Raw genomic sequence first — 24,191 nt, 5'->3', positions numbered from 1 at the left:
GGAGCGCGCGTCAGAAGAAGTAGCGCACCGACGCGCCCACCTGGGTGCGCGGCTGGGGCGAGATCAGCAAGCCGGCCGAGGAGCCGTAGGCAATGTCGGAGGCGAAGCGATGCGGCTGGAAGATCGCGAAGACGGAGAACTGGAGGTTCTCGCGGTCGTAGGTGGCCTTGAGGTCGTAGCGCGTGTAGGTGGGCATCATGCGCAGCTGCGTCTGCGGCGTGCCCACGTAGTAGGGGTTGTTGGCCGTCAGGTAGGCGTCGGCGTTGAGCGTGAGGCGCCCGGCCCCGAGGCGCTGCCGGTATTCGGCGCCGAGCTTGAACTGGTGCTCGGGCACCGAAAGGCGCGCGCCCGTGTTGGGCAGCGGGTTGTTCACGCGCGCTTCGGCAATGCGGCCATAGCTGCCGTACACCGACCAGTTCGAGCCGAGCCGCAGCCGCGTCTCGAGTTCGTAGCCCTTGCGCGTCGTGTCGCCCACCGACTTGTACGAGCCGTCGGGCTGCGCGACGATCTCGTCCTGGTTGAGCGTGTGATAGGCCACCCCCGAGGCCGTCCAGCCCGGTGCGGCGGTGAATGCGAAGCCGATGTCGCGCGACTTCACCTTGGACGGCGCAACGCCGTACACCGTGCCTCCCGCAGCGCCCAGCGGACCGGTCGCGCCGCTGCTGCTGATCTGCTCGGCAGCCGGCGAGCGGAAGCCCTCGGCCACGTTCGCGAACACCTCGAGTGCCGGCGTGAGGCCCCAGACCGCGCCGATCTTCGGCGTCGTCACCGCGTCCTTGTAGACGGTGGAGGCGCCCGGCAGCTTGCGGTTCTGGATGTCGTAGTCGAACCAGTCGCGCCGCACGCCGCCCAGCAGCTTGAAATTGGATGCCAGCCTGTACTGGCCCTGGGCAAAGAGGCCGTAGGTCAGCAGATCGAGCTGCTGGTTGTTCACGTAGTTGGCGGTCGGCAGCCACGAGCGCCAGATGCGCCGGTCGGCATCGCCGGCGTCGCGGCGCAACTCGCCGCCGAAGATGAGCGATGCCCTGTCGCCGAAGACCAGGTTGTGCGCCAGCCGGCCGCCGTAGAAGTGGCGGTCGTCCGAACCCACCGTGTGCTGCACGCTGCTGCTCGCGGTGCCGCGCACGCGCTCGAAGCGCTCGGCGTACGCGGTGGCGGACCAGCCTTCCTCGCCCACCGCCGGGCTTCGGTTGAAAACCAGCGCGGTGCGCTCGCCGCTGCCGAAGCCCGGCAGGTTGAACTGGGTCGAACGCGGATCGACGGCGCCGCGCTGCAGGTCCGGCAGCAGCAGGTAGCCCGCCGCGACGGCGTCGGAGGTGTAGTGATTGATGCGCAGGCTGTAGAGGCCGTCTCCCGCGCGCGTCGAGAGTTTCCAGAAGAGGTTGTCGCGCGCGGTCTTGCCGTCGCGCCGGTAGCTGTCGGTGCGATAGCTGTCAGCGATGAGCAGCGACTGCACTTCGTTGAAGGCGTTCGACAGCACCAGCGAGGCGCGGCGGCCGCCATGGCTTTCGAGCGAAAGCCCCACGCTGGAAGGGATCGGCCCGCTTTGCGTCGTCAGGTTGACCGCGCCGGCGCGGTTCTGGTCGCCGTAGAGCGCGGAGATCGGTCCCTTGATGACGTCGATGCGTCCGATCATGTCCGGGGTGATCCATTCCAGGTATGCCGGCCCGTGTCCGGCGCCCGCCTGGCTCGAGGGCATGTTCTGCGGCACGCCGTCCACGTAGACCGCCGTGTCCGCGCCGTGCGTGCCCTGGGTGGCGAAGCCCCGCATGCGAAAGCCGTTGCCGGTGTCGCCCTGGTCGATGTTGTTGGCCACCACACCGGGCACGCGCCGAAAGACGTTGGAGATGTCGCGCCCCACGTTGAGCGTGCCGATCTCCTCGGCCGTGATCACGCTCAGGCCCGAGGGCAGGCCGGTGCTGTCGCTGGTGACCGTCGTGCGCTTGCGCTGGCGCTCGGCAACCTCGTCGTTCGCGGTCACGCTGACTTCGCCGAGCGTCTGGACCGAAGGCTGCGCGGCCGCGGCTCCTGCGCAGGCGACGCCGGCAAACAGCGTGAGAGAGGAGGGGAGCCGACGTGTGAAATTTGCGAGCGCGTTCATGGATGGGAGGAGCCCCGGGGCCGGGCGGCGTCACGGAGTGGTGGCTGAAGTCTTGTGAATTGTTAATGATATTGCATTCGCAATAACAAACAAAACCACCGCTTCCGTTGCCGCATGCGTGATGCGTGCCTTCGACATGCACCCCGGCCAGGGGTGGTCGCCCTCAGACGCTGCTGAGCGTCGGCAGCAGCGCCAGCAGCGCGCGCACCAGCGGCGAATCGTCCGCCTTGCGCCACACCGCCAAGGTGTCGATGTAGGTCTTCTCGCCCTTGAGCGAGCGGTACGCCACGCCCTCGCGGTGCAGCGCCTTGACGCAGGCCGGCACCAGCGCCACGCCCAGCCCGCCGGAGACCAGGCTCACGATGGTGTGCATCTGCCGCGCCGGAAACAGGCGCGGGCTGAAGCCGCGCCGCATGCAGGTGGCCACGATCGCATCGAACACCTGCGGCCCGAAGTGCCGCTCGAAGCCCAGGAAGCGCTCGCCCGAGAACTTCTCGAGCGCAATGCTGCCGGGCCGCACCAGCGGATGCGCCTCGGGCATCGCGAGGATCAGCGCATCCTTCTGCACCAGCCGCGAGCCCAGCGAGGCGGGCATGCTGGACGGCTGCAGCACCAGGCCCACGTCGAGCCGGCCGGACTCGACGTCGCCGATGATCTGGTCGGTCGTGCCTTCCCACAGCGCGATCTCGGCCCGCTCGTTCTCGTCCGAGAACTGCCGCAGCACCCGCGGCAAAAACGAGTAGGCCGGCAGGCTGATGAAGCCGATCGAGATCGATCCCATGAGCCCGGCCGCGGCCTCTTGCGCGCGCCGGCGCAAGGTGTCCATGCCGAGCAGCACGGCGCGCGCATCGCGAAGCGCTTCGTCCCCAGCGCGCGTGATCGCGATGCGGCGCGAGGTGCGCTCGAACAGCGTGACGCCCAGTTCTTCCTCCATCTCCTTGATCGCGAGGCTCACGGGCGGTTGCGACAGGTTCAGGCGCTGCGCCGCGCGCCCGAAGTGCAGCTCTTCGGCCACGGCGACCAGGCAACGGAGGTGGCGGATTTCCATTGATCTGAATTTTGTATTGATCGATACGAATTCTAAATTTGTTGCTATCGATGTCGAGTTCTAGACTTTGCTTTGCTGCAGCAACTCCAATCAATGACCGATCTCACCACTCCATCTTCTTCCCGCGTCGCCGTCGTCACCGGAGGCGCGCGCGGCATCGGCCTGGCCATCGGCCGCTGGTTCCTGGCGCACGGCTACAGCGTCGCGCTGCTCGACATCGACGGCGCCACGCTCGACCAGGCGGTGGCCGAACTCGCGCAGCCTGCAAAGCTGCTCGGCCTTCACTGCGACGTGTCGAAGCCGTCGCAGGTCGAGAGCGCCGCAAAGGCCGTGGTCGAGCGCTTCGGCCGCGTCGATGCGCTGGTCAACAACGCCGGCGTGGCGGTGTTCAAGCCGGTGCTACAGACTTCGTTCGAGGAATGGCGCACCGTGCTCGGTACCAACCTGGACGGCGCGTTCCTCTGCACGCAGGCCTTCGGCGCGCTGATGGTCGAACGCGGGAACGGCGCGGTGGTGAACATCGCCTCCATCTCGGGCCTGCGCGCGAGCACGCTGCGGGTGGCCTACGGCACCAGCAAGGCGGCGCTCATCCACCTGACCAAGCAGCATGCGGTGGAGTTGGGCAATGCCGGCGTGCGCGTGAACGTGATCGCGCCGGGGCCGGTGGAAACCGAGATGGCCAAGCTCGTGCACAGCGTGGCGATCCGCTCCGACTATTACGACACCATTCCGCTGGGCCGCTACGGCACGCCGGAGGAAATGGCCAACGCCGTGGGCTTCCTGTGCAGCGACGACGCGAGCTTCATCAACGGCCAGGTGCTGGCCGTCGATGGCGGCTTCGATGCCGCCGGCGTCGGCCTGCCGACCCTGCGCCGGGGCATGCCCGCGCCTCCCACCGGCCGCGCCTGAAAGACGCCCGTCAATATCCGCGGGATGGCTCGACGATGTTGTCTGGCAATTCGCCGGCCGAGACGCGGAGGATGTTGGCTGCGATCTGCCTGGCCGAGGATGATGGAATGGCCACCGATGCAAGGTGCGGGGTGATGAGCACATTGGGCATGCTCCACAGCGCATCTCCGGCCGGCAGGGGTTCGCGCTCGAAGACATCCAGCGTTGCTGAGCCGATGTGGCCACGCTGGAGGAGCTCGGTCAACGCGGCCTGATCCACCAGGGCGCCCCTGGCGACGTTGACGAATGCAGCGCCGGGCCGTAATTTTTCGAGGCGGGCGCGATCGAAGAGATGCTTGGTCTGCGGCGTGAGCGGCAGCATCAGGACGACGATGTCCGCTTGGCCAATCACGGAGTCGAGCGTCTCCATGCCGGCCGAACACTCCACGCCATCGATCTGCGCAAGGCTGCGCGACCAACCCAGCGTCCGGAATCCCTGGCGTTGAATTTCATGAGCTGCCTTGGCCCCCAGATGCCCCAGCCCCAGCACCGCAACGGTCATTTCCTCCGGCGAACGCGGGTGGCGATAGGCCCACTGGCTTGAGCGCTGGGCCTGCTCGAAGACCGGAATATCCCGGGCGTGCCGGAGGACCGCGAACAGGACATACCCGGCCATCATCCGCGACATCTGCGGATCGGTAATCCGGGTGATGGGAATGTTCCCTGGGAGGTCGTCGCGCCCCACCAGCGAGTCGACTCCGGCGCCCAGGTTGATGATCAGCCGCAGATTCGTCATGCGTTCGAAAATGCCCTGCGGGGGTTTCCAGACCATGGCGTAGTCGATCTCTTCCGGCCGCTCGGTCTGGCTTGCGTGAATCACCTGGAGTGCTGGAAGCTGGGTCTGAAGCGCCTTCTTCCAGGTCTGGAAATCGTCGAAGTCGCTGTAGAAGGCCAGGGTGCCGACAGCCATTGCTTCAGGAAACGTCATCTTCAAGAGGCCTGTTGGTTCTTTCGCACCAGGCGCGCGACGGCCTCGATGGCAAGCTCGTAGCCGTCTCCGCCGAGTCCGGCAATGACACCATCCGCCACCTTGGATATGTAGGAGTGATGGCGGAAGGGCTCGCGCTTCCAGATATTGCTCATGTGGGCTTCGATGATCTTTCCGGGAAAAGACAGCAGGGCATCCAGGATGGGGATGGACGTGTAGGTCAGACCGGCCGCATTGATGACGATGCCGTCCGCGACACCGCGGGCTTCCTGGATCCAGTCGATCAGCTGTCCTTCATGGTTCGACTGCAGAAAACGCAGGCGGACCTCCAGCGCGGCGGCCTTTTGCTCGCAGCGCGACTGCAGGACGGGGAAACTGTCCGTGCCGTAGTTCTTGTTGGAATCCAGGCCGTAGAGGTTGGCGTTGGGGCCGTTCAGGAACCAGACGGAGATGGGAGGATTCGAGGTTTCGGTCATCGTTTTCTCAAGCTTCGTAGGGTTGGGTGGCCTGCATGGCGGGCAGGCTCTGGAAAGCTTCGTTCCAACGGGCGGCGATGCCGCATTCCGCGCGCCAGTTCAGTTCGGGAAATCGGAAGTCCAGATACCCCAATGCGCAGCCGATGGTGATCTCGCCGATGGTGGGCTTGTCGTGGGCCAGCTCGGATGCGATGGCTTCGATCGAGGCGAGGCAGGCCGCGACCTTGGTCAACAAGGCCTCGCGCCAGGTGGGCCACTGGAATTCGGGGGGACGCGCCGTCAGCTCGTAGCGCGCCAGCAGCGCGGCGTCGAGCAGGCCATCGCCCAGCGCCTGGCGGCTGAGCGCCGTCCATCGATCGGCGCCGGACGCGGGAAATATCGTCCCTGCGTCCGCCTGGCTGGCCAGGTACTCGCAGATCACGCGGCTGTCGTAGAGGACCTGGCCGTCTTGCAGGATCAGGGTCGGCACCTTGGCGAGCGGGTTGTGAGCCGCGATGCGCGGGTCGCGTCGAACCGGATGGGCGGCGCTGTCCAGGAGCTGGATTTTCTCGGCCTGTCCGGTCAGATGCGCACACACCATGACCTTTCGCACGAAGGGCGATGTCGGAGCAAAGAGGAGTTTCATCATCAGGGCACCAGCACCAGTTTGCCGAACACCTTGCCGCTTTCCAGCATGGCATGCGATGCCGCGGCCTCGCCGACCGGAAAGGTGGCGTGGATGCGCGGCGCGATCCGCCGGCTCTTCAGCAGCGGCATGACGTGGTGGGCCAGGCGCCTGGCCATGCGAGCCTTCTCGGCGTGGCTCTGCGGGCGCATGGTGGAGGAGTGCAGGCTCAGCTGGCGCTGCATCAGCGTCAGCAGTTCGATGTTGACCGCCGAGCCCTGCATGAAGGACAGGCTGACATGCCGTCCGCCGAAAGCCATGGCTTGAAGATTGCGGCGCACATAGTCGCCGCCGACGATGTCGAGCACCACGTCCACTCCACGCCCCGCGGTGTAGTCCAGGCAGGCCTGGGTGAAGTCGGTGGTGGGCCAGCAGATCGCCAGGTCGGCGCCGAGGGCCTTCAGTTCGGGGAACCGGGCTTCATCGTTGTCGGTCACGATGACCGTGCAGCCGGCCGCATGGGCCATCTGGATCGCCAGGGTGCCGATGCCGCCCGCGGCGCCGTGGATCAGCACCGTCTCGCCCATCGCCAGGCGGCCGAGTTCGAACAGGTTGTGCCAGACAGTGAAGAGTCCTTCGGGCAAGGCCGCGGCTTCGATGTCGGACAGGGTGGCCGGCACCACGAAGGAATGATCGACCGACGCCGTGCACCACGGCGCATAGCCCCCGCCGGGCACCAGGCTCATGAGCCGCTGGCCCACCAGCGCGCTGTCGGTACCCGGGCCGCAGGCAACCACCTCGCCGCACACCTCCAGTCCGAGGACGTCGGTGATGCCGGGTGCGGGCCTGGCGATGCCCTGGCGCTGCATGACGTCGGGCCGGTTGATGCCGGCGGCGAGCACGCGCAGCAGGACTTCGCCGGCGCCCGGGACGGGCATGGGGCGCTCGGCCAGCACCAGCACGCCGGCATCGCCGGGCTCCCGGGCGACGATGGCTTGCATTGAACTTGGAAGGGAGGTTCTGACGTCGGTCATGGGGTTTGCCGGGGCTGTTACTTGCGGGAGCCGAAGACGCTGATGCCTTCGTCGAGAAGCGCCAGCCCGGCGACCGAGCCGACGGGCCAATGCTGCATGGCGCCCAGGCCTGCACTGCGCACCGTGACCACCTGCCGGGCCGTCCTCGGAACATCCACATCCAAGTAGGTGTTGATGTGGTCGCCCTGGAAGACGTGGTGGATCACGGTGCCGCTCAGGACCGAACCGGCATGCAGGCTTTCCAGCAGGATGTGTTCCGGCCGGACGTAGACATCCAGCCTTTCGCCTTCGTGCGATGCATCGACCAGTCGAGCCTGCGGAAGGCTGAGATAGCCGGAGCCCAGGCGCAGCTGGATCTCGTGGGCGGTCTTGCCGTGGTAGTGGGCCGGCAGGATGTTCACGTCGCCAAGAAAGGACGCCACGAACGGATCCTGCGGGCTGCGGTACAGGTCGGCCGGCGAGGCGATCTGGCGGATGACGCCGGCCGACATCACGGCGATGCGGTCCGACATCGCCAGTGCCTCGCCCTGGTCGTGGGTGACGAAGACCGTCGTCAGGCCCAGGCGGCGCTGGATTTCGCGAATCTCGACCTGCATCGAGCCGCGCAAGCTCTTGTCCAGGGCCGAGAAGGGCTCGTCGAGCAGCAGCACCTTGGGCTGGATGATGAGTGCGCGCGCCAGCGCCACACGCTGCTGCTGGCCACCGGAGAGTTCGCGCGGCTTGCGGTGCCCCAGGCCGGTGAGCTTGACCATGGCCATCGCTTCCTTGACGCGCCGGGCCACCTCGTCCTTGGGCACGCCCCGCATCCGCAGGCCATAGCCGATGTTGCGCTCCACGGTCATGTGCGGAAAGAGCGCGTAGTTCTGGAAGACGATGCCGATCTGCCGCTTGTGCGGCGGATCGCTGGTCACCGGCTGGCCCTCGATGAAGATCTCGCCGCTGTCGGCCTCGGCAAAGCCCGCGATCAGGTTGAGCAGCGTCGTCTTGCCGCAGCCCGACGGACCCAGCAGGGTAAGGAATTCGCCACGCTTGATCTTCAGCGAGACCTCGTGCAACACGGTCTGGTCGTGGTACTTCTTGACCACGCCCTCCAGGCTGACGGCTGTGTCGGCCTGCGGATGCGAAAGGCCGGGCTGCGCTGCAGGGTCGGAGTGGACTACTTTCATGCGCGAACGATAAGCCAGGAGTCCGTGTCCGGGCCTTTGCCGAAATTGAGGCGGCCCCTCGGAAAAACGAAAGGTCTCGATGGCCGCTCAGGCACGAGCCCCAGCGAGGGCCTTGCGGGCAGCGCTTTGCTTTTTCCTAAGCCCTGAATCCGAAAAACGTGATTTTCAAATGCGGTGTGCTTCTTCAGACTCGCCTGCATCGATGGCTGGTGTCTCCAGGCTGCCTGGCGACGTGCATCAGTGGCGATCTTCTTTAGGAACACAAATGTCAGTGGAAAAAATCAATACCTTGGTGGTCGGCGCTGGCCAGGCCGGCATCGCCATGAGCGAGCATCTTTCGCTTGTGGGTGTGCCGCATGTGGTGCTGGAGCGCAACCGGATCGCGGAACGTTGGCGCTCGGAGCGCTGGGATTCGCTGGTCGCGAATGGCCCCGCCTGGCATGACCGCTTTCCAGGGTTGAAGTTCGAAGGCGTTTCGCCGGAGGCATTTCCACCGAAAGAGCGCATGGCGCAGTATTTCGAGGACTACGCCGCCATGCTGAAGGCGCCCGTGCGCACCGGTGTCGAGGTCAGGCAGGTGGAGCGCAACGTGGGTCGCCCGGGCTTCAAGGTCACGACCTCCGAGGGGGTCATCGAAGCGATTAACGTCGTTGCGGCCACCGGTCCCTTCCAGATTCCGGCCTATCCGAAGATCGTTCCCGAAACCGACAGCATCCAGCAGCTGCATTCCTCCGCGTACAAGAACCCGGGCCAGTTGCGGGAAGGCGCCGTGCTGGTCGTGGGTGCGGGCGCTTCAGGCTCGCAGATTGCCGAGGAGCTGCGCAAGGCGGGCAAGACGGTCTATCTCTCGGTGGGCGAGCACTACCGCCCGCCGCGTTCCTACCGCGGCCGCGACTACTGCTGGTGGCTGGGTGCCCTGGGCCTGTGGGACGAGGTCAAGACCAAGCCCAAGAAGCAGCACGTCGCGTTCGCCGTCAGCGGCTACGAGGGTGGCAAGACGGTCGATTTCCGCCGCCTTGCGCACATGGGCGTGACGCTGGTCGGCCTGACCAGGACCTACAAGGACGGTGTCATCGAGTTCGAAGAAGGCCTGGCCAGGAATGTCGCGGAAGGCGACCAGGCGTACTTCGACGTGCTGCGCGAAGCGGATGCCTACATCGAGCAGAACGGCTTGCCCTTTGCGCCGGAGCCCGAAGCCTGGGAGCTGCTGCCGGACCCGGACTGCCTCAAGGAGCCGATCATGAGCCTGGATCTCGCCAAGGCCGGCATCACGACGATTCTCTGGGCCACCGGATTCACCTTCGACTACAGCTGGCTGAAGGTCAATGCCTTCGATGAAAAGGGTGCGCCGTTTCACAAGCGGGGCATTTCCGCGGAGAGCGGCATCTACTTCCTGGGACTGCCGAACCTGGTCAACCGCGCCTCGTCCTTCATCTATGGCGTGTGGCACGACGCGAAATACATCGCCGACCATATCGCGCTCCAGGATGCGTACATGTCGTACGGCAAGACCTGAGCCTGCATGGCCGAGATCACCTGCATCGAAGACCTGCGCCGCCTGGCGAGGAAACGCGTGCCCCGCATGTTCTACGACTACGTGGATGGCGGCTCGTGGACCGAATACACCTACCGTGCCAACGAAGAGGATTTCGGCAAGATCGAGTTTCGCCAGCGCGTGGCGGTGGACATCGCCGAGCGCAGCACCGCCAGCACCATGGTGGGCCAGGCGGTCAGCATGCCGGTGGCGATCGCGCCCACGGGCCTCGCCGGCATGCAGCATGCCGATGGCGAGATCCTGGCGGCGCGCGCGGCGCAGAGGTTCGGCATACCGTTCACCTTGTCGACCATGAGCATCTGCCCGATCGAGGCGGTGGCCGAAGCGACCGGCCGCCATCCGTTCTGGTTCCAGCTCTATGTGCTGCGCGACCGGAGCTTCGTGGAAGGCCTGATCGAGAGGGCACGGAACGCCAACTGTTCCGCGCTCGTGGTCACCATGGACCTGCAGGTATTCGGTCAGCGGCACAAGGACAAGAAGAACGGACTGTCGACGCCCCCTCGGCCGACCCTGCGCAACCTCGTGAACCTGGCGAGCAAGCCGCGCTGGTGCTGGAACATGCTGGGCACGCGGCATCGCCATTTCGGCAACATCGTCGGGCACGCGAAGGGCGTGGACAGCATCGGCTCGCTGGTGGAGTGGACCCGGGAGCAGTTCGATCCCCGCCTGTCGTGGCAAGACATCGAATGGATCAGGAAGCGCTGGAACGGCAAGCTGATCGTCAAGGGCATCCAGGATCCCGAGGATGCGCGGCTGGCGGTTGAAAGCGGGGCCGATGCCATCGTGGTGTCCAACCACGGCGGGCGGCAGCTCGACGGCGCCTCGTCGTCGATCTCCACCCTGCCACGCATCGTGGAGGCCGTCGGACACCGGGTGGAGGTGCACATGGATGGCGGCATCCGCTCGGGGCAGGACGTGCTGAAGGCAATCGCGCTCGGCGCGCGCGGCACCTACATCGGCCGCGCCATGATGTACGGCCTGGGCGCCCTGGGAGAGAAAGGCGTTGCCACGGCCTTGCACCTCATCCGGAACGAACTCGATCTCTCCATGGCCTTCTGCGGCAAGACGGATGTCCGCGGCGTCGACCGCGAAATCCTGCGCATGCGCTGAGGCCTACTGGCAGAGGAAGTCGACGAGGGCGGCCATCATCCGGTCGCAGGCTTCGATCTGCGACAGTTCCACGTATTCATCGGCCTTGTGCGCCACCTCGATGCTGCCGGGGCCGCAGATCAGCACCGGGGTTTCGCGCCAGCTCTGCTTGAACAAGCCGCCTTCGGATCCGAAATCGACCTTGGTGCAGCGGGTGCCGGGGGGCAGCAAGGAACCAAGCAAGCCGACGGCCGGCGAATCCTCAGGCGTGCTCAGGCTGGGATAGCTGTTGGTCAGCTGGATGTCCGGCAACGGCGCCTCGGGATGCACCGCATCGGCCGCCACGCGGTCGGCCAGGCGCTGCAGCACGCGGGCCAGGATCTCCTCGGGCTGGTCTTGCGAGACATGGCGGATCTCGAAACTGAGCTCGCATTCGCTGGGCACGATGTTCAGGGCCCGTCCGCCGTGGATCACGCCGACATGGACCGTGGAGTAGGGCACGCCGTAGCCCTCTTCGCGAGGGCCGGTCTCCGACAGTTCGCGCTGCACCTCGCGCATCGACGCGACGAGGTCGCTCGCCATGTGGACGGCGTTGATGAATCTTGGTGCCAGGCCCGAATGGCCGGCCTGGCCGCAGCAGACGGCCCGATAGGCGGACTTGCCCTTGTGACCCGTGCCGATGCGCATCAGCGTGGGCTCGCCGACGATGCAAAGGTAGGGCGCGGGAAGATCGTTCTCGAGCCGGCGCAGCAGGTGGCGCACGCCGACGCAGCCGATCTCCTCGTCGAAGGACAGGGCCAGTTGCAGGGGGCGCTTCAGCGGCCTGCGGGCCGCAGCCACCATGGCGATGACGGCGCAGGCGACGAAGCCCTTCATGTCGGCCGCGCCGCGTCCGTAGATGCGGCCGTCCTTGTGCGTGGCCTCGAAGGGCGGCGAAGTCCAGGGCTGACCGTCCACAGGCACCACGTCGGTGTGCCCCGAGAGCAGCACACCCGGAACGCCTTGCGGCCCCACCGTGGCGAACAGGTTGGTCCTGCTGGCGTCCTGCGGGTCCGGTGCAAGGGTCGATTCGATGCCGGCTTCCGCCAGGATCTCCTGCACCTTGTGGATGAGCCCGATGTTCGGCTTCAGGGAAACCGAAGGGAAGGCAATCAGTGTTTCCAGCAGCGAGGTGCTGGACATGCTTGCGGCACTTTCTTGATCCATGGCGATGCGTTGGGCGCTTCAGGGCGCCGCGATGTGGGGGTCGAAGAATCTCGCCGCGCTCATGCCGGGGATGTACTGGTCGGAGATGTAGGCGCGGCAGCGCTCCATGAAGACGCGGGTCAGCCGCGACTGCTTCATCGGCTTGTACGTGGCCAGGCCAAGCTGCATCGGGCGATGGGTGCCGGCCAGGCGCACACGCACCATGCGTTTGCCGTCGAGCGCCTGGTTCGATTTGGGCCGCACGTTGAACAGCGCATACCCGATGCCGTTGGCCACCATGGAGCGCACCACTTCCTCGGACCGCGAGCGCGCCACGATGTTCGGCGTGACGCCGGCCTTGGCGAAAAGCGAGGTGAAGTACTCCCGGCTCATCGGCAGGTCGAGCAGCACGTAGGGCTGGGGTGCCAGCTCCTCGAACGTGACGGCCTTCTCCTGCGCCAACGGATGCAGTTCGCTCACCAGCACATAAGGCGGCAGCGTCGCCAGGGTTTCGAACTCGATGTCGTCGCCCAGGTGCAGGTCGTAGGTGATCGCCAGGTCGATCTCGAGCGCACGGATCTTGTTCATCAAGACCACCTGGTCGCCTTCGACCATCTCGACTTCCACCGTCTCGAACGCCCGGGAAAATCCGAAGATGACCTCGGGTGCAATCATGGCGGTGAGCGACTGGAAGCTGCCTACTCGCAAGACGCCTTGCATGACATCGCTCGAATCCGAGGCGATCTCATACAGGCGGGAAGACTGGTCGAGCACGTCTTCGCACTGCCGCAGCACCAGGGTGCCGATGGCGGTCAGTCCCAGTCCCTTGGAGGGATGGCGGACGAACAACTGCACGTTGAGCTCGGACTCGAGATGCGCAATGGCCGCGGAGATCGAAGGCGAGGAGATATGGATCTGCGCCGACGCAGCGGCGATGCTGCCGTGCGTCGCGGTGGCGACAAAATACTCCATCTGGCGCAAGGAAACGCGGTTGAGCATGTCGAGGTAGAGAAGAGGCTGGAGAACGGCGCGGGACGTTGACGGTCCAGTGTACCGGCGGCCCTTCAGAGGTTTCCAGGCACCCCGAAGCTGGGGGCTGCGCGCGGGTCGAGCGCCCGCGTGATGTAGGCCTGCAGCTGCGGTTCGTACACCTTCCAGGTGGCGTAGAGGGCCTGCACCGGGTCGAGCTCCACCCAGTCCAGCCGCAGATCCACGATCGGCCAGTTCTGCTCCCCGTAGACCAGCAGGCCGGCCGAATGCACGGGGCCTTCCTCGCCACCGGCCGCCTGGCCGGCGAGCATGGCCTGCATCAGGCGTTCGGCCAGCGGGCCTTCGGCATTCTCGAATGCCGAGAGCATCGCCTGGGGCACCTCGCATGTGAGCAGCATGTTGCCGGCGCAGGCCGCATGTGTGCCGACCACGCTGGCCAGGGTGCCGAGCGCCTTGGCCCCGGTGAAAACCACCGGCGGGTTCGACGCATCGATGGCCATCACCTGGCGGTAGTCGATGAAGGGACGCTTTTGCAGCTCGGCCACCGCTTGCGCCGGCGTCAGTCCGCTGGCGAGCAGGTCCAGGGCGAGCGGGCCCAGGTCCGGGTCGGTGATGTTCTGGCTGGCGGCGGCGCCCACGTGCGTGCGGCCGCGGATGCAACGCGCGGCGACTGCGGGGGAGGACGAGGCAACGGCAGCACCGAACTGCCCGGTGGCGGGGCAGCGCGCGATGATGGAGAACGTCATGGGGCTCAGTCTGGAATCATGGCGGTGGCATCAATTTCCACCAGCCATTCCGGGCGGGCCAGGGCAGACACCACGATGCCTGTCGACACGGGGAAAACCCCTTTCAGCCAGCGGCCCACGACGAGATAGACGGCCTCGCGGTAGCGCGGATCGATGATGTAGATCGTGATCTTGCAGATGTCCTGGAGTTCGCCGCCGGCCTCCTTGAGCAGCATCGCGATGTTCGCCATGGCCTGCTCTGCCTGACCGCTGACATCGCCGATACAGACGCTCTCGGAGGTTTCAAGGTCCTGTCCGATCTGCCCGCGCAGGAAAACGGTGCTGCCTCGGGCGACGACGGCCTGGCAAAGGTCGTTGTCGAGCTTCTGTTCCGGGTACGTGGCCTTGGTATTGAAAGGCCGGATGCGGGTGTGCTTCATGTTGCTGGGGGCTGATGACGGGAACGGCAATGGTCATCGGCGCGGGACATCGGTGCCATTTGTATTTTCCGGGCGACCGTTTAGGAATTTCCGAGCTTTGCCCGCGGACCCGCGCCCATCAGGAAAATTGAGGCACCTCTAAGTAAAAGGCGACTTGGCCGCAGGTCGCGAGTTCCACATCATCCGGTCGCCGAGGTGAGTGGACATGGTGCTGGCGCAACGCTTGCACCTTCAGTGCGACTCGCCGACGGATTGCCGGCTCCGACCAACGTTCAACTTTTCGATCTGAGGGTTTTCAATGATTCGCAAGCTTTTGACACTGTGCGTGCTTTCCGCCACGCTGGCCGCCACATCGGCCTACTCGCAGGACAACGCCCTGGTGGTGAGCACCTGGGGTGGCAGCTTCCGCGATCTCATCGACGAGAACATCGGCAAGGAGTTCACGAAGCAGACCGGCGTGCCGGTGAAGTACGTGACCGGCGGCACCATCGACCGCCTGAACAAGGCCAAGCTCGCCTCCAAGCCCGAAAGCGACATCACGTTCACGACCTCGCATGTCGGCTGGCTCTACGTCAACAGCGACCTGTTCGAGCAGCTCGACAGCAGCAAGATCCCGAACGCCAGCCGCCTGGTCGAGCGCGCCAGGATCAGCCCGTACCACATCGGCAGCTGGGCCTATGTGTATTCCATCGGCTATCGCGCCGACCTGCTGCCGCCCAGCGTCAAGTTCGAAAGCTGGAACGACCTGTGGAATCCGGCCCTGAAAGGCAAGATCAGCGCCCCTGACTTCGACCCCAGCCACTTGATTGCGGTTTCCGCCATGCTGTCGGGCGGAGATGCCAGGTCCTGGGAAAAAGGCCAGGACAAACTCAAGGCGCTCAAGCCCAACTTCAAGGCTTTCTATACCAACGACGCCAATGCGCAGCAATTGATCGCCACCGGGGAAACGCCCGTGGAAGTCATTCTTTCGATGAACGCGTACCACATGGTCAGCCAGGGCGTGCCGATCAAGGTGGTCATGCCCAAGGAAGGTGCGGTGCTCGGCGTGGACACCATGGCCATCATGAAGGGAAGCACCAAGGCCGACCTGGCCCACAAGTTCCTGAACATTGCGCTGTCGCCCGAAGTGCAGTCGAAGATCGTGGCTTCGAAGAAGGCCAGCCCGGTCGTCGACAACGCAACGGTTTCGGCCGAGGACGCCAAGCTGCCGGGCGTGTTCACCACCAAGGCACAGTGGGAAACCCAGACCATCGTCATCGACAACAAGCTGCGCGCCGAGAAGACTGCCGAGTGGCGCAAGTGGTTCACCGAGAACATCATGAACTGACCCCGTCGGGTCTCTGGAACAAGGTTCAGGAATGCGCTCCGATCTACGGGCCTGGCTGGTATCTCCAGCCGTCATTGTCGCGATGGGCATCGCCGTCTCACTGGCCGCGGTGTTCCAGTTCAGCTTTCGGGCGTTTGTCCCCGGCTCACTGGATGTCGGCGGGCTGACCTTCGCCAATTTCTCCGGCATGGGCAAGTCGATCTATCTCGATGCGTTTGCCAATACCTTGCTGCTGAGTGTGGAGACGACGGTGTTCTCGCTTGTCGCCGCCTATCCCCTGGCCTACGCCCTGGTTCGCGTGAAGAACCGGGCTCTCAAATCCTTCATCCTGATCGTCTCGATCACGCCGCTGTTCCTGGGTGAAATCGTCCGGACCTACTCGTGGATCGCCGTGCTGGGCAGCAACGGCTTCATCAACGGCACCTTGCGAAAGCTCGGCTTGATCGAATGGCCGTTCGAGCTCATGTTCACCCACTTGGGCGTGCTCGTCGCGCTGGTGCACGTGACGATTCCCGTGGTGGTCCTGATGCTTGCCACGGCGATCTCCCACATCAACCGCGACTATGAAAAGGCCGCGCAAAGCCTGGGCGCGGGCCCTGTCAAGACTTTCGTCACGGTCACGCTGCCTCTTTCGATGCCGGGCATCCTGGCCAGCATCACGACCGCCTTTGCCTGGACTTTCAGTGCCTTTGCAACGCCCCAGATGATTGGCGGAGGCCGCGTGCCCACGGTGTCGACCCTGGTCTACCAACTCGGCTTTTCCTCCATGAATTTTCCGCTGGCAGCCAGCCTGAGCGTGATGGGGCTGCTGATGACGACCGCGGCGCTCTTTGCCCTGGGACTCCTGACGAAGCGCCTGAAGGCCGTTGGAGGACACTGAAATGAAGATCCGAAGTTCCCTGCCTCTGCCGCTGCGTGTTGCCGGGCCGCTGCTGATCGCCATCCTGCTTGCATTCGTATTGCTGCCGGTGGTGGTGGTGACGATCGCCGCATTCAACGAAAAAGCGATCCTTGCCTTTCCGCCTGAATCGTATTCGCTCAAGTGGTTTGCGCGGGTGTTCAGCTATCCGGATTTCCAGGAAGGATTCCGCTCGAGCATGGTCGTCACCGGATGGTCTTCCTTCCTGGCCTTGGTGATCGGGACGTGTCTGTCCATCGCCGTGAAGCGGCTGGAGTTCCGCGGCAAGCAGCTCCTCCTCGCGATCCTGCATTCGCCGCTGGTGGTGCCGCATTTCACGTTGGGGCTGGGCCTGCTCATCCTGGTGTCGCAGACCTCGGTGCAACGTGGATACGGCATCGTCATCCTGTGCCACGTCATGCTGGTGCTGCCCTTTGTGCTCAGGAGCGTCTATGTTTCCATGGAGAACCTGGACGAACGGCTCGAGCAGGCGGCGGCCAGCCTGGGCGGGTCGCCGGTGAAGGTGCTTTTCACCGTCACGGTTCCTCTTCTGGCGCCGGGGCTCTTCGGTGGATGGCTGTTCGCCGCCATCATGTCGTTCAGCGAATTCACCGCATCGCTTTTCGTGACGACACAGGACACGCAGACGCTGCCGGTGGCCATGTACAACTATGTGCGGGAGTTTGCCGACCCGACCCTGGCGGCGCTCTCCGCTGTCTACATTGCGGTGACGGCAGCACTGCTTGCGTTTGCCAACTATTTTCTGGGCCTGGGGAAAGTCCTCAACATCGAGGACGACCATTAGCGTGGCGCTGCTGGTGGGGACGATTGCGGTGACCTTCTGGGAGTAGCTCCAGATGAAGAGGAGTACGGGGTCTCGTTTCATTATGTTGTTCATCGTCAAGAACTACGCCTTGAGCTGAGGGTGTGGCCCATGAGCGGTGACGTTACCGTCGGTGTCTATTGTTCGACGCAGCTTGAACCGGTTATCAACCTGAGCCTGCTGGACTGTCCCGGTGCCAGGGTCGTCGACGACAAGCGCGGGAGGTTTATCGAGTTCGCGGCTGCAAACCTGTTTGCTGGCCGCTTTGACAATACCGCTCAGCGCCATACGGCTTTACGGTGCAGGTCGACCCGTTTATTCAGATCTCTCCGTACTCCTACTGAACGGCTCGGGTAGTGCCACATCTCATGCTCGCAAGCGTCCGCTTTGGAGGAAGCCCAATGCCTCAAGTGAGCCTGAAGCGCGAGGCGGCGACCGGCTACAGTCGGCCAACACCGGACGTTCGTCGCTGCCTTACAACGAAGCCATCGCGGGCGTATGCGCACTGACGGTGCGTCGGTCGAAAATCAACCATGGAGCGGACATCGCGATGCCCACGCAAAAGCCAGTTTCATTTTGGCGTCTCGTCCTGGTAGGGACGTTGGCGCACGCGATCTTCACAGCACTGTTTTGGACGGGGCCTCTTATGTACGCCGCCTTCGGGCTGGGGTTCAAGGACCGAAACGCTTGGACATGGCTCGATTCAGCGATTGCAAACGGGGCGGTGCCGCTTGCAAACATACTGATTTCGCCTGGACGCAGTTTGACCTATGACGGTCCAGGTGGATTCGCTCTTCCAGCGCTCCTGACAAGTGCGACCTGGGGAATAGGATTTGCAGCCTTGTTGTCCTGCGTACGTCGAGGGCGACATGAAATCAATCGGCCGCGTCGCTGACGGGGTTCGGCCATGAGCAGACCTTCGGCATGAGGACACGAAGAAGATGAATGCGAGCACAGCGAAGAACTTCAGGATCAAAAGTGAAGACCTCAAGCCGCTCGTGGAGTCGGTCGGCTGGTGCATTGCGACGGACCGAATCATGGTCGACGGGCTCCCCATCGGATACATGCACCGGGAAACGCCTGTCTCGGGTGGTGACAGCGGCTGGCGCTTCTTCGCCGGCGACGAAGACGAGGCGTACATGGCGAGGGATGGTAACCACGGGGTTTACGACCTGAACACGGTCGCCAACTACGACCCAACGATCGTCCCTCATCTGGCGGCTGCGCCGGGCAGCCGTTTTGACAAGGCTGACGACGGCACCTACATCCCCCTCCAGTAGCGCAGCATTCGGCCAGAACCAGACATTCAAACGCAGGGCTCAGAAATCATGGATTCCGATAGTGTTATCCGGGACGCGGTCGAGCTCGGCGAGCGATATGGCCTTGCGTCGTTGGCCGGTGTTCAGAGGTTGGTCTTCGCAATCTCTGAGGCGGAGGTCTACTGTGACAAGGATGGTATCGACGGGTTGATTCATCGGTACGGAGGACCTGCCATGCGCACATTTGCCGAAGCCTTCGAAGCAGTCGGCGCGACCGAAATCGCGAGCGCCCTACTTGCCTTGACGAAAAATGGACCGATACCCGAGGCTCTGCTTGCGCGTGCGAACACGCTGATCACCGACCGCCGAGGCTACGCCTACGAAAATCTCCAGGCCCTCGTCAGCCGTTCGGCCTGAGGTGTTCACCGGCCCATTTCGGCCACAAGCGGAGGTCCTATTCGGGCAGCCGTCCGGTGTCAATGAGATATCCCACGAAATCATCGTGAAGGCCTTCGCCTACTCTGCTGCCGTGTTCATCAACCACGTAGAGGCGCCCCTTCGCGGCAAGAGCCGTGCCGCCATCCAATGCAACCAGGAATGAATGCCCGAGACCACGAAAGCATTCCGAAAGGACCTTCGCCAGAGTTTCTCTTGCCACTCCAGCGGCGACAAGAGCGTGTTGAATCTCGCGATACGGGTTCTCGTCTTCTACCCAGACAAGGTCGGATTGAGGGTCGATGAGGGCTTCCGACGCAGCTGTCGACCACGCCTCCAGTGCCCTTGCCATGTCCTCAAAAAGATCGTTCTTTGTAGCCATAAGGTCCATGCGAATTGATGCCGGTGTCGAAGGTCCGGTCCTGGCCGAATATAGGCCTCAAGGCCTACGCCCGGTTTTCATCGGGAGGCCATCATCGGGCGGTTGCTTCTTGGGCTTCGGCGATGGAAGCCGCTCGTCGCCGTCCGAATTCAGCGCCGCGGACAGCTCAGCGGCGGGAAGTCGTTTCATCAGAGCCTCTACCTCTCGCGAGTACCCGCGATCGTTCGGCTCGGCGCCACGCTGCGCCTTCCTCTTGTATTGCTGCGCAAACGCCGCCAATTCAGCACTCATGCGGTTGGTACGTCGTGACATCAACAAAATTTTAGCGAACGTTGATTTCAAACGCTGCGGGCTGAACGTCATACGTCCGACCGTCCGCTCTTGGCCGACTGCGGCACTACTCGTGTGTGCGCACACGCGACGTCCCAACATAGATAGCCACTGAGACTACCGCTGCCACGATGGCCCCGATCAACCATAGGCCGCGACGTCGCTCGATTTTCTCGATATATGCCTGATACGACAGAACAGGTCCAGCAGCGCCCTCCAACGTGACGACCTCACCCAGGTGCAACCCTATCCGCACTCTGGGACCTGCGGCTTCAACAGCGCCCGCTTGCTCCTGTGTGACGTTGAGAACCGATGCAAAGGGAACGTATAGCACGGGCCGGAGTCTCAGCAGGAGCTCGTCGCGATCAATGTCGTTTGCGATTCCAATGCCCAGACCGGCGTCGAACTTCGTCGTTCCATGATTGATGCCAGACCTGCTGATTGCTTTCTCAATCGGTCCGACGTACTTCAGCGTTACGTCACGCGCCGTGAGAGTCTTCTCGGCGGCAGTCCTCATTTCTGCTCGGTGCATCAGCATCAAGCCAGCAATGACTAGCAGTCCAATACTGCAATATGCGCGGTACTCCCGCAACCATCGCGAGACCCTCACTGCACTCGCCGTCAGCTCCATCACTTCCCCAATGTCAACTCTGATGGCCGAATTCTGCCTGCCGCTCAGAATGTCCGGTACTGGCGGCGACTGTAGCCGGTCGCGACACTGTCGTTAGCGGGCCCAAAAGCGACGTTCGATCTGCTCCAGAGCAGACGCTCAGGAGCTTGCCCGCTGTGGAATCAGAGAAGCCAACCCAAGGCTGGTAGCTTGATTCAGAAATGTGAAGAAGCTGGGGGATACGCGAATGCCGTCGGCATCGGGACCGAGCACGAAGACTTCGCCTTGACCGTCTCCCGGAGCACAGGCCAGATAGAACTGACTGTCCATGCCGTCATCGGAAATCGGCACCCAACCACTTGGTACTCCGGGCGCTGGCCTTTGCAGCAGGGGACGAATGTCACACCAGGTCGGGGCCTCACCATCAGTGGTGGAAGGCACCAGCCCGAAGACTTCCCACCCCGACATGAGAGCGGCGCCGAATTTCAACAGAAACGCTCGGTACTCTGAGGGGAACACAAGCCCGTGCCGATGCTCCACTTCCGAGATCAATTCTTCAGGCACCGACCCGTAACAGTCGCCTTGTTTCAGCAATGCGGCAAGCCGCGTCGAGGTAAAAATGTTCATGTCGCGTCAACTGCTGAAAAGTTCGGTTCTGGCCGGCTCCGGCCCGTCGCGATGGTCGCACCTGGCGCCAAGCGTGGACATTGGATCTGTCGTCAACAACTCCGGCACTTGGGCGTCGCCCCATTTTCAATCAGTGGCCCCGTTCACATGGTCCAAAAGGCTTTCGCGACCTGGCGGAGGTCGTCGATACGGATGGGTTGACCGTCACTTCCGAACACCTCGTAGGAGGCGTAGCTCAGCGTGAACTGTCCTCTCTCCTTTCGATGCGGTTTTAAAACGACGTCATTCCCTTCCTGGCCAACGCCCATCAGCATGAATTTCTCGACAACTTCACTTCCTCCGAGCACATCAGTTGCGCCCTCGCTACCGCGACGGCTGGCAGATCCTTCCTTCAGTCGCACGAGGACTTCCGCTGGCGCGTCGGGAACCCTCGCCTTAAAAAACGAAGTATCGAACAAGAGCTCAGGCGACCCGTCTAACTGCTTCCGAACGCTGCATAGCCACGACCGCTGCAACAGGTTCCATATGGCAACTCGCTCGATATCTTTTTGATTCTGAAGCTTGTGCGCCTCGTTCTGCTCGGCTAGTTTTGCAACAGCCTGCTCGGCCGCTCGCGGCTTGTCGGATTTTCCCGGGAACCATGCATATTTCATGTCCTGGATCAACGGCCATACCGCTTCTGCGTCAATCTCAAAGTCAGGCAAGTGAATGGCAAGCACGGTCTCCTTACGACTCGTTCCCAGCTTATGGAGTGAGGCAAGTCGCAGTGGCAGCATCGCCGATGCCTTCTCCCATTCTGTGACCCATGTGCCGTTGGAATCGCCGATGAGATAGACGTGTGGCCAGCCTGGCAATTTCAGGCGTGACAATTCGGAGTTGAAGAACCTGGTCAGATGCAATCGGCAGCCCGAAAAATCGCAGTCTTCGGCTCGGCCCTTGCTTCCCTCGAGCCATGAACCGAAATCACAGCCGATGTAATGCCCACGGAAATTGCAGCGAAGGAAGATGTTGTCCCGCATCTGCTTGTTTTTCATCGGTGACTTTGGTCGGATGTCGCACTCGTCGAACGTTGCGGCAAAGTTCATGGATTGGCGCGTAGTCCTGACAACGCGCAGCTCGCACTTGCGCAGGATGGTGTTGTGAAAGTAGTCGACAGAACTGCCCATGCCAACCGTCAGAATTTTTCTTTCGATGACTTCGTCCCGAATGGCGTAACCTGCGCGTGCCGGCAGGTGTTCCAGGTCTCCCTCCTGCGAGGTGCTTTCGGCGGGTGGTGTTCGCTTTCGCTTTGCCTCGGGTTCTCCCACCAGTGGCAAAACAAGCGTCAGCAAGTTGGCAACGTAATCTCTGTTTCCGCCCAGCAGATGGACATCAGGCCAAAGACTTCGATCGAAGAGGTCATGCACCTCAGGCTTCTCATGGTGTCTACCGTTCCACCAAGCATGGATATTGAGAAGCGTGGCGGGAGCCTTCAGTTTTCGCAAGAGTTCCCCGGACTCGTCGGCTCCGTTGGTGCGTGCGCTGAAGAGTTCCTGCCAGATCCAGGGGCGGCCGGACTTCCATGCTCTGACGATCGCGTCCTCGCCACAGACGAAATTGACGTCGCACCCTTTGAGCAGATCGTCAAAGTTATCCTGTGACAAGGGGCCAACGTCGATCGACCTGACATTCGGGCCATGCTCGATGCCAAATGCCCAATCACGTCCATCGATCGGGTCGCATCTCGGCATCAAAACGACCGAGGACATGGAGTCTCGCTCCAAGATGCCGTAAAGATCCTGAAGTGCCTGGGGATTGGTGGGCGCGCACATGCTGATCAATCGCTCGCCCGTCCCGAGAGGTCGGCGCAGCCAGCCTTCTGCAAACGCTGTCCTCCATTTTGCGACGTCAAAGACGCCTGCCTCAATGTTCGAATTCCAAGGCAATCCGTCGTCCCACAGACCCGCCTTGAGAACGTGAACAGAAACCCTTGGCAAGGCAAAGAGTCCAGAGCGGCTGGCTGACTTCTTCGAATAGGTGTGGGTGGCACTCGAAAATGAATGCAGTGCGACGCACACAGGAGGCTTAGGGAATCGGTTGATCTCCTCGGCCACCGCATCAGGTAGGCCGCATCCGAATGCCTCGATGACGACATCAGGGGGCCGACGCCTGGACAGCCATTTTCCTTCGGACGGCCAGGGCCTCACCTGAACCTTGCTGCGCTGGTCCATGCTGCCGCGAGTGACACTGGTGTCGCCGTACCATTGCGCGGAGTTCTCCGCGTACATCGGAAAGTACCCGACCTCATAAACGGAAATGCTGCGCCTTGCGTGTTCATCGTCGAGCCACAAGCGAACCGTTTGCTCGCGCTGTACAAGTTCGCGCGCCATCCGCCAGCACAATGCCCAGCGGTCACGATTGCCGTCGACGGAGCAGAAAATATCGATGATCATGTCTTTGTAGCCCTGCCTCTTGCACCCAACGCATGACCTTGCCGGGGTGATCGCAGGCGTCTTTTCCAATGGCTATTTCTGCCGATTGTTGTTCGCAAACGGGTCAGTGCGCACACGCTTTCCAAGCATGCCGCGGTTGGAAGAGCAACAAACACCCATGTTGCTGCAACGGCGGGCTCGGCCACCGCAACGCTCTCGATTGAGCGCCCCCGGCCTGAATCATCAATCTCTCGTCGGGTCTGACTCGTTGTGACAAAACTCTGTGATGCGCCCTTCCAGCTCCGCACCGACCTTTTGCAGAACAGCGGAAATGGGATCGGGAGCCGCCAGTGGCCCCGCTCCAAAGCGGACGCCGGTTGCACGAACTCTGCAGCCTTGGGCTTGGAGGATGAATGACTGTTGTAGTGGATAGTGAGGCCGAGTTGGGCGGCCACGTCGAATGTCTGGTTGTGGCCGACTGTAGCCGGTTGATCGGAAGCTTTGACCCCGCTCCAGGCCCGCCGAGCCCATCGCGGTCACCCGGTAGCCACCGACGAGAGTGCCGCGCAGAACTCGTCGAACGAATCCGCTACATGCTCGTATGACGGCTCGCCCTCTACAGACCGCTCGTTGCTCCAGAGGACGACCTGCGACTCGCCCGAGTCGCAGTCGAAGCAAAGCGCATCGTTGTTTGCCAGCACGGCAAAAGGCAGAAGCGTCCCGAGACGATTCTCTAAGGAAGGTCTGATCAAGAGCACGTTTCTTGCATGAGGGCTGAACCCTGCAAAGGAGCAAGAGCG

General features: G+C 63.1%; 24 protein-coding genes. 8 read left to right on the top strand and 16 right to left on the bottom strand.

From position 1 onward, the window contains the following. Positions 1–10: 10 nt before the first annotated feature. Entirely contained in the window at positions 11–2,101 is a 2,091-nt protein-coding gene (locus RZE77_RS31760) for a TonB-dependent receptor (protein ID WP_319442658.1), read from the bottom strand. Positions 2,102–2,264: 163 nt separating this feature from the next. Then, positions 2,265–3,149 carry a LysR family transcriptional regulator gene (locus tag RZE77_RS31755; protein WP_319434039.1) on the bottom strand — a complete coding sequence of 295 codons (885 nt, stop codon included), beginning with the start codon at positions 3,147–3,149 and terminating at the stop codon, positions 2,265–2,267. 93 nt (positions 3,150–3,242) lie between these two features. Between RZE77_RS31755 and RZE77_RS31750 the strand changes: the two genes are divergently transcribed. Then, complete coding sequence (locus RZE77_RS31750) at positions 3,243–4,058, top strand: SDR family NAD(P)-dependent oxidoreductase (RefSeq protein WP_319442657.1); 816 nt, start codon at positions 3,243–3,245, stop codon at positions 4,056–4,058. Positions 4,059–4,068: 10 nt separating this feature from the next. On the opposite strand, the gene RZE77_RS31745 is transcribed toward RZE77_RS31750, so the two are convergent. Genes RZE77_RS31745 through RZE77_RS31725 form a run of 5 tightly spaced genes read right to left on the bottom strand, consistent with a single transcriptional unit; the run spans position 4,069 to position 8,305 of the window. Continuing rightward, positions 4,069–5,025: a 2-hydroxyacid dehydrogenase gene (locus tag RZE77_RS31745; RefSeq protein ID WP_319442656.1), complete on the bottom strand. Its 957-nt coding sequence runs from the start codon at positions 5,023–5,025 to the stop codon at positions 4,069–4,071. Between the two features lie 2 nt (positions 5,026–5,027). Further along, positions 5,028–5,501: a type II 3-dehydroquinate dehydratase gene (locus RZE77_RS31740; protein WP_319442655.1), complete on the bottom strand. Its 474-nt coding sequence runs from the start codon at positions 5,499–5,501 to the stop codon at positions 5,028–5,030. A gap of 7 nt (positions 5,502–5,508) precedes the next feature. Further along, the gene (locus RZE77_RS31735; protein WP_319442654.1) at positions 5,509–6,129 is read right to left on the bottom strand and encodes a glutathione S-transferase family protein; all 621 of its coding nucleotides are present in this window, start codon (positions 6,127–6,129) and stop codon (positions 5,509–5,511) included. Continuing rightward, positions 6,129–7,106, bottom strand: a complete 978-nt coding sequence (locus RZE77_RS31730; protein ID WP_319442653.1) for an NAD(P)H-quinone oxidoreductase — start codon at positions 7,104–7,106, stop codon at positions 6,129–6,131. The genes RZE77_RS31735 and RZE77_RS31730 overlap by 1 nt, the downstream gene beginning before the upstream one ends. A gap of 50 nt (positions 7,107–7,156) precedes the next feature. Continuing rightward, positions 7,157–8,305, bottom strand: a complete 1,149-nt coding sequence (locus RZE77_RS31725) for an ABC transporter ATP-binding protein (protein ID WP_319442652.1) — start codon at positions 8,303–8,305, stop codon at positions 7,157–7,159. 265 nt (positions 8,306–8,570) lie between these two features. Here RZE77_RS31725 and RZE77_RS31720 point away from each other — a divergent pair, with 265 nt between their 5' ends. Together RZE77_RS31720 and RZE77_RS31715 are read left to right on the top strand one after the other, a co-directional pair. Then, positions 8,571–9,821, top strand: coding sequence for a flavin-containing monooxygenase (locus RZE77_RS31720; RefSeq protein WP_319442651.1), 1,251 nt, complete (start codon positions 8,571–8,573; stop codon positions 9,819–9,821). Positions 9,822–9,827: 6 nt separating this feature from the next. Further along, positions 9,828–10,970, top strand: a complete 1,143-nt coding sequence (locus tag RZE77_RS31715; RefSeq protein WP_319442650.1) for an alpha-hydroxy acid oxidase — start codon at positions 9,828–9,830, stop codon at positions 10,968–10,970. A gap of 3 nt (positions 10,971–10,973) precedes the next feature. On the opposite strand, the gene argE is transcribed toward RZE77_RS31715, so the two are convergent. The 4 genes from argE to RZE77_RS31695 form a co-directional block, all read right to left on the bottom strand. Continuing rightward, on the bottom strand, positions 10,974–12,131 hold the full coding sequence (gene argE / locus RZE77_RS31710; RefSeq protein ID WP_405547757.1) for an acetylornithine deacetylase: 1,158 nt from the start codon (positions 12,129–12,131) through the stop codon (positions 10,974–10,976). A 42-nt stretch (positions 12,132–12,173) separates the two neighbouring features. Beyond that, entirely contained in the window at positions 12,174–13,133 is a 960-nt protein-coding gene (locus RZE77_RS31705; RefSeq protein ID WP_319442648.1) for a LysR substrate-binding domain-containing protein, read from the bottom strand. A gap of 65 nt (positions 13,134–13,198) precedes the next feature. Then, complete coding sequence (locus RZE77_RS31700) at positions 13,199–13,870, bottom strand: DUF1028 domain-containing protein (protein ID WP_319442647.1); 672 nt, start codon at positions 13,868–13,870, stop codon at positions 13,199–13,201. A gap of 5 nt (positions 13,871–13,875) precedes the next feature. Further along, complete coding sequence (locus RZE77_RS31695; RefSeq protein ID WP_319442646.1) at positions 13,876–14,289, bottom strand: RidA family protein; 414 nt, start codon at positions 14,287–14,289, stop codon at positions 13,876–13,878. A 298-nt stretch (positions 14,290–14,587) separates the two neighbouring features. On the opposite strand from RZE77_RS31695, the gene RZE77_RS31690 reads away from it, so the two are divergent. From RZE77_RS31690 to RZE77_RS31670, 5 genes are all read left to right on the top strand, one after another. Then, positions 14,588–15,616 (top strand): ABC transporter substrate-binding protein, encoded by a 1,029-nt coding sequence (locus RZE77_RS31690; protein WP_319442645.1) that lies wholly within the window; start codon positions 14,588–14,590, stop codon positions 15,614–15,616. 31 nt (positions 15,617–15,647) lie between these two features. Next, positions 15,648–16,496 carry an ABC transporter permease gene (locus RZE77_RS31685; protein ID WP_319442644.1) on the top strand — a complete coding sequence of 283 codons (849 nt, stop codon included), beginning with the start codon at positions 15,648–15,650 and terminating at the stop codon, positions 16,494–16,496. 1 nt (position 16,497) lies between these two features. Continuing rightward, complete coding sequence (locus tag RZE77_RS31680) at positions 16,498–17,319, top strand: ABC transporter permease (RefSeq protein ID WP_319442643.1); 822 nt, start codon at positions 16,498–16,500, stop codon at positions 17,317–17,319. 959 nt (positions 17,320–18,278) lie between these two features. After that, positions 18,279–18,617, top strand: coding sequence for a DUF2185 domain-containing protein (locus RZE77_RS31675; RefSeq protein WP_319442642.1), 339 nt, complete (start codon positions 18,279–18,281; stop codon positions 18,615–18,617). A gap of 213 nt (positions 18,618–18,830) precedes the next feature. Beyond that, entirely contained in the window at positions 18,831–19,013 is a 183-nt protein-coding gene (locus tag RZE77_RS31670) for a hypothetical protein (protein ID WP_307597319.1), read from the top strand. Positions 19,014–19,050: 37 nt separating this feature from the next. Here the strand turns inward: RZE77_RS31670 and RZE77_RS31665 are convergent, their stop codons facing one another. The 5 genes from RZE77_RS31665 to earP form a co-directional block, all read right to left on the bottom strand. Next, positions 19,051–19,413, bottom strand: a complete 363-nt coding sequence (locus RZE77_RS31665; RefSeq protein WP_319442641.1) for a hypothetical protein — start codon at positions 19,411–19,413, stop codon at positions 19,051–19,053. Positions 19,414–19,470: 57 nt separating this feature from the next. Further along, positions 19,471–19,776: a hypothetical protein gene (locus RZE77_RS31660; RefSeq protein ID WP_319442640.1), complete on the bottom strand. Its 306-nt coding sequence runs from the start codon at positions 19,774–19,776 to the stop codon at positions 19,471–19,473. A gap of 34 nt (positions 19,777–19,810) precedes the next feature. Further along, positions 19,811–20,260, bottom strand: coding sequence for a hypothetical protein (locus RZE77_RS31655; RefSeq protein ID WP_319442639.1), 450 nt, complete (start codon positions 20,258–20,260; stop codon positions 19,811–19,813). A gap of 252 nt (positions 20,261–20,512) precedes the next feature. After that, positions 20,513–20,980 (bottom strand): SMI1/KNR4 family protein, encoded by a 468-nt coding sequence (locus RZE77_RS31650; RefSeq protein ID WP_319442638.1) that lies wholly within the window; start codon positions 20,978–20,980, stop codon positions 20,513–20,515. Positions 20,981–21,123: 143 nt separating this feature from the next. Beyond that, positions 21,124–23,412 carry an elongation factor P maturation arginine rhamnosyltransferase EarP gene (earP, locus tag RZE77_RS31645; protein ID WP_319442637.1) on the bottom strand — a complete coding sequence of 763 codons (2,289 nt, stop codon included), beginning with the start codon at positions 23,410–23,412 and terminating at the stop codon, positions 21,124–21,126. Between the last annotated feature and the right edge of the window lie 779 nt (positions 23,413–24,191).

Source organism: Variovorax sp. SPNA7 (assembly GCF_033807855.1).
GTDB classification, from domain to species: domain Bacteria; phylum Pseudomonadota; class Gammaproteobacteria; order Burkholderiales; family Burkholderiaceae_C; genus Variovorax; species Variovorax beijingensis.
The sequence above is the reverse complement of the archived record's forward strand: the minus strand, read 5'-3'. Positions and strand labels throughout refer to the sequence as shown.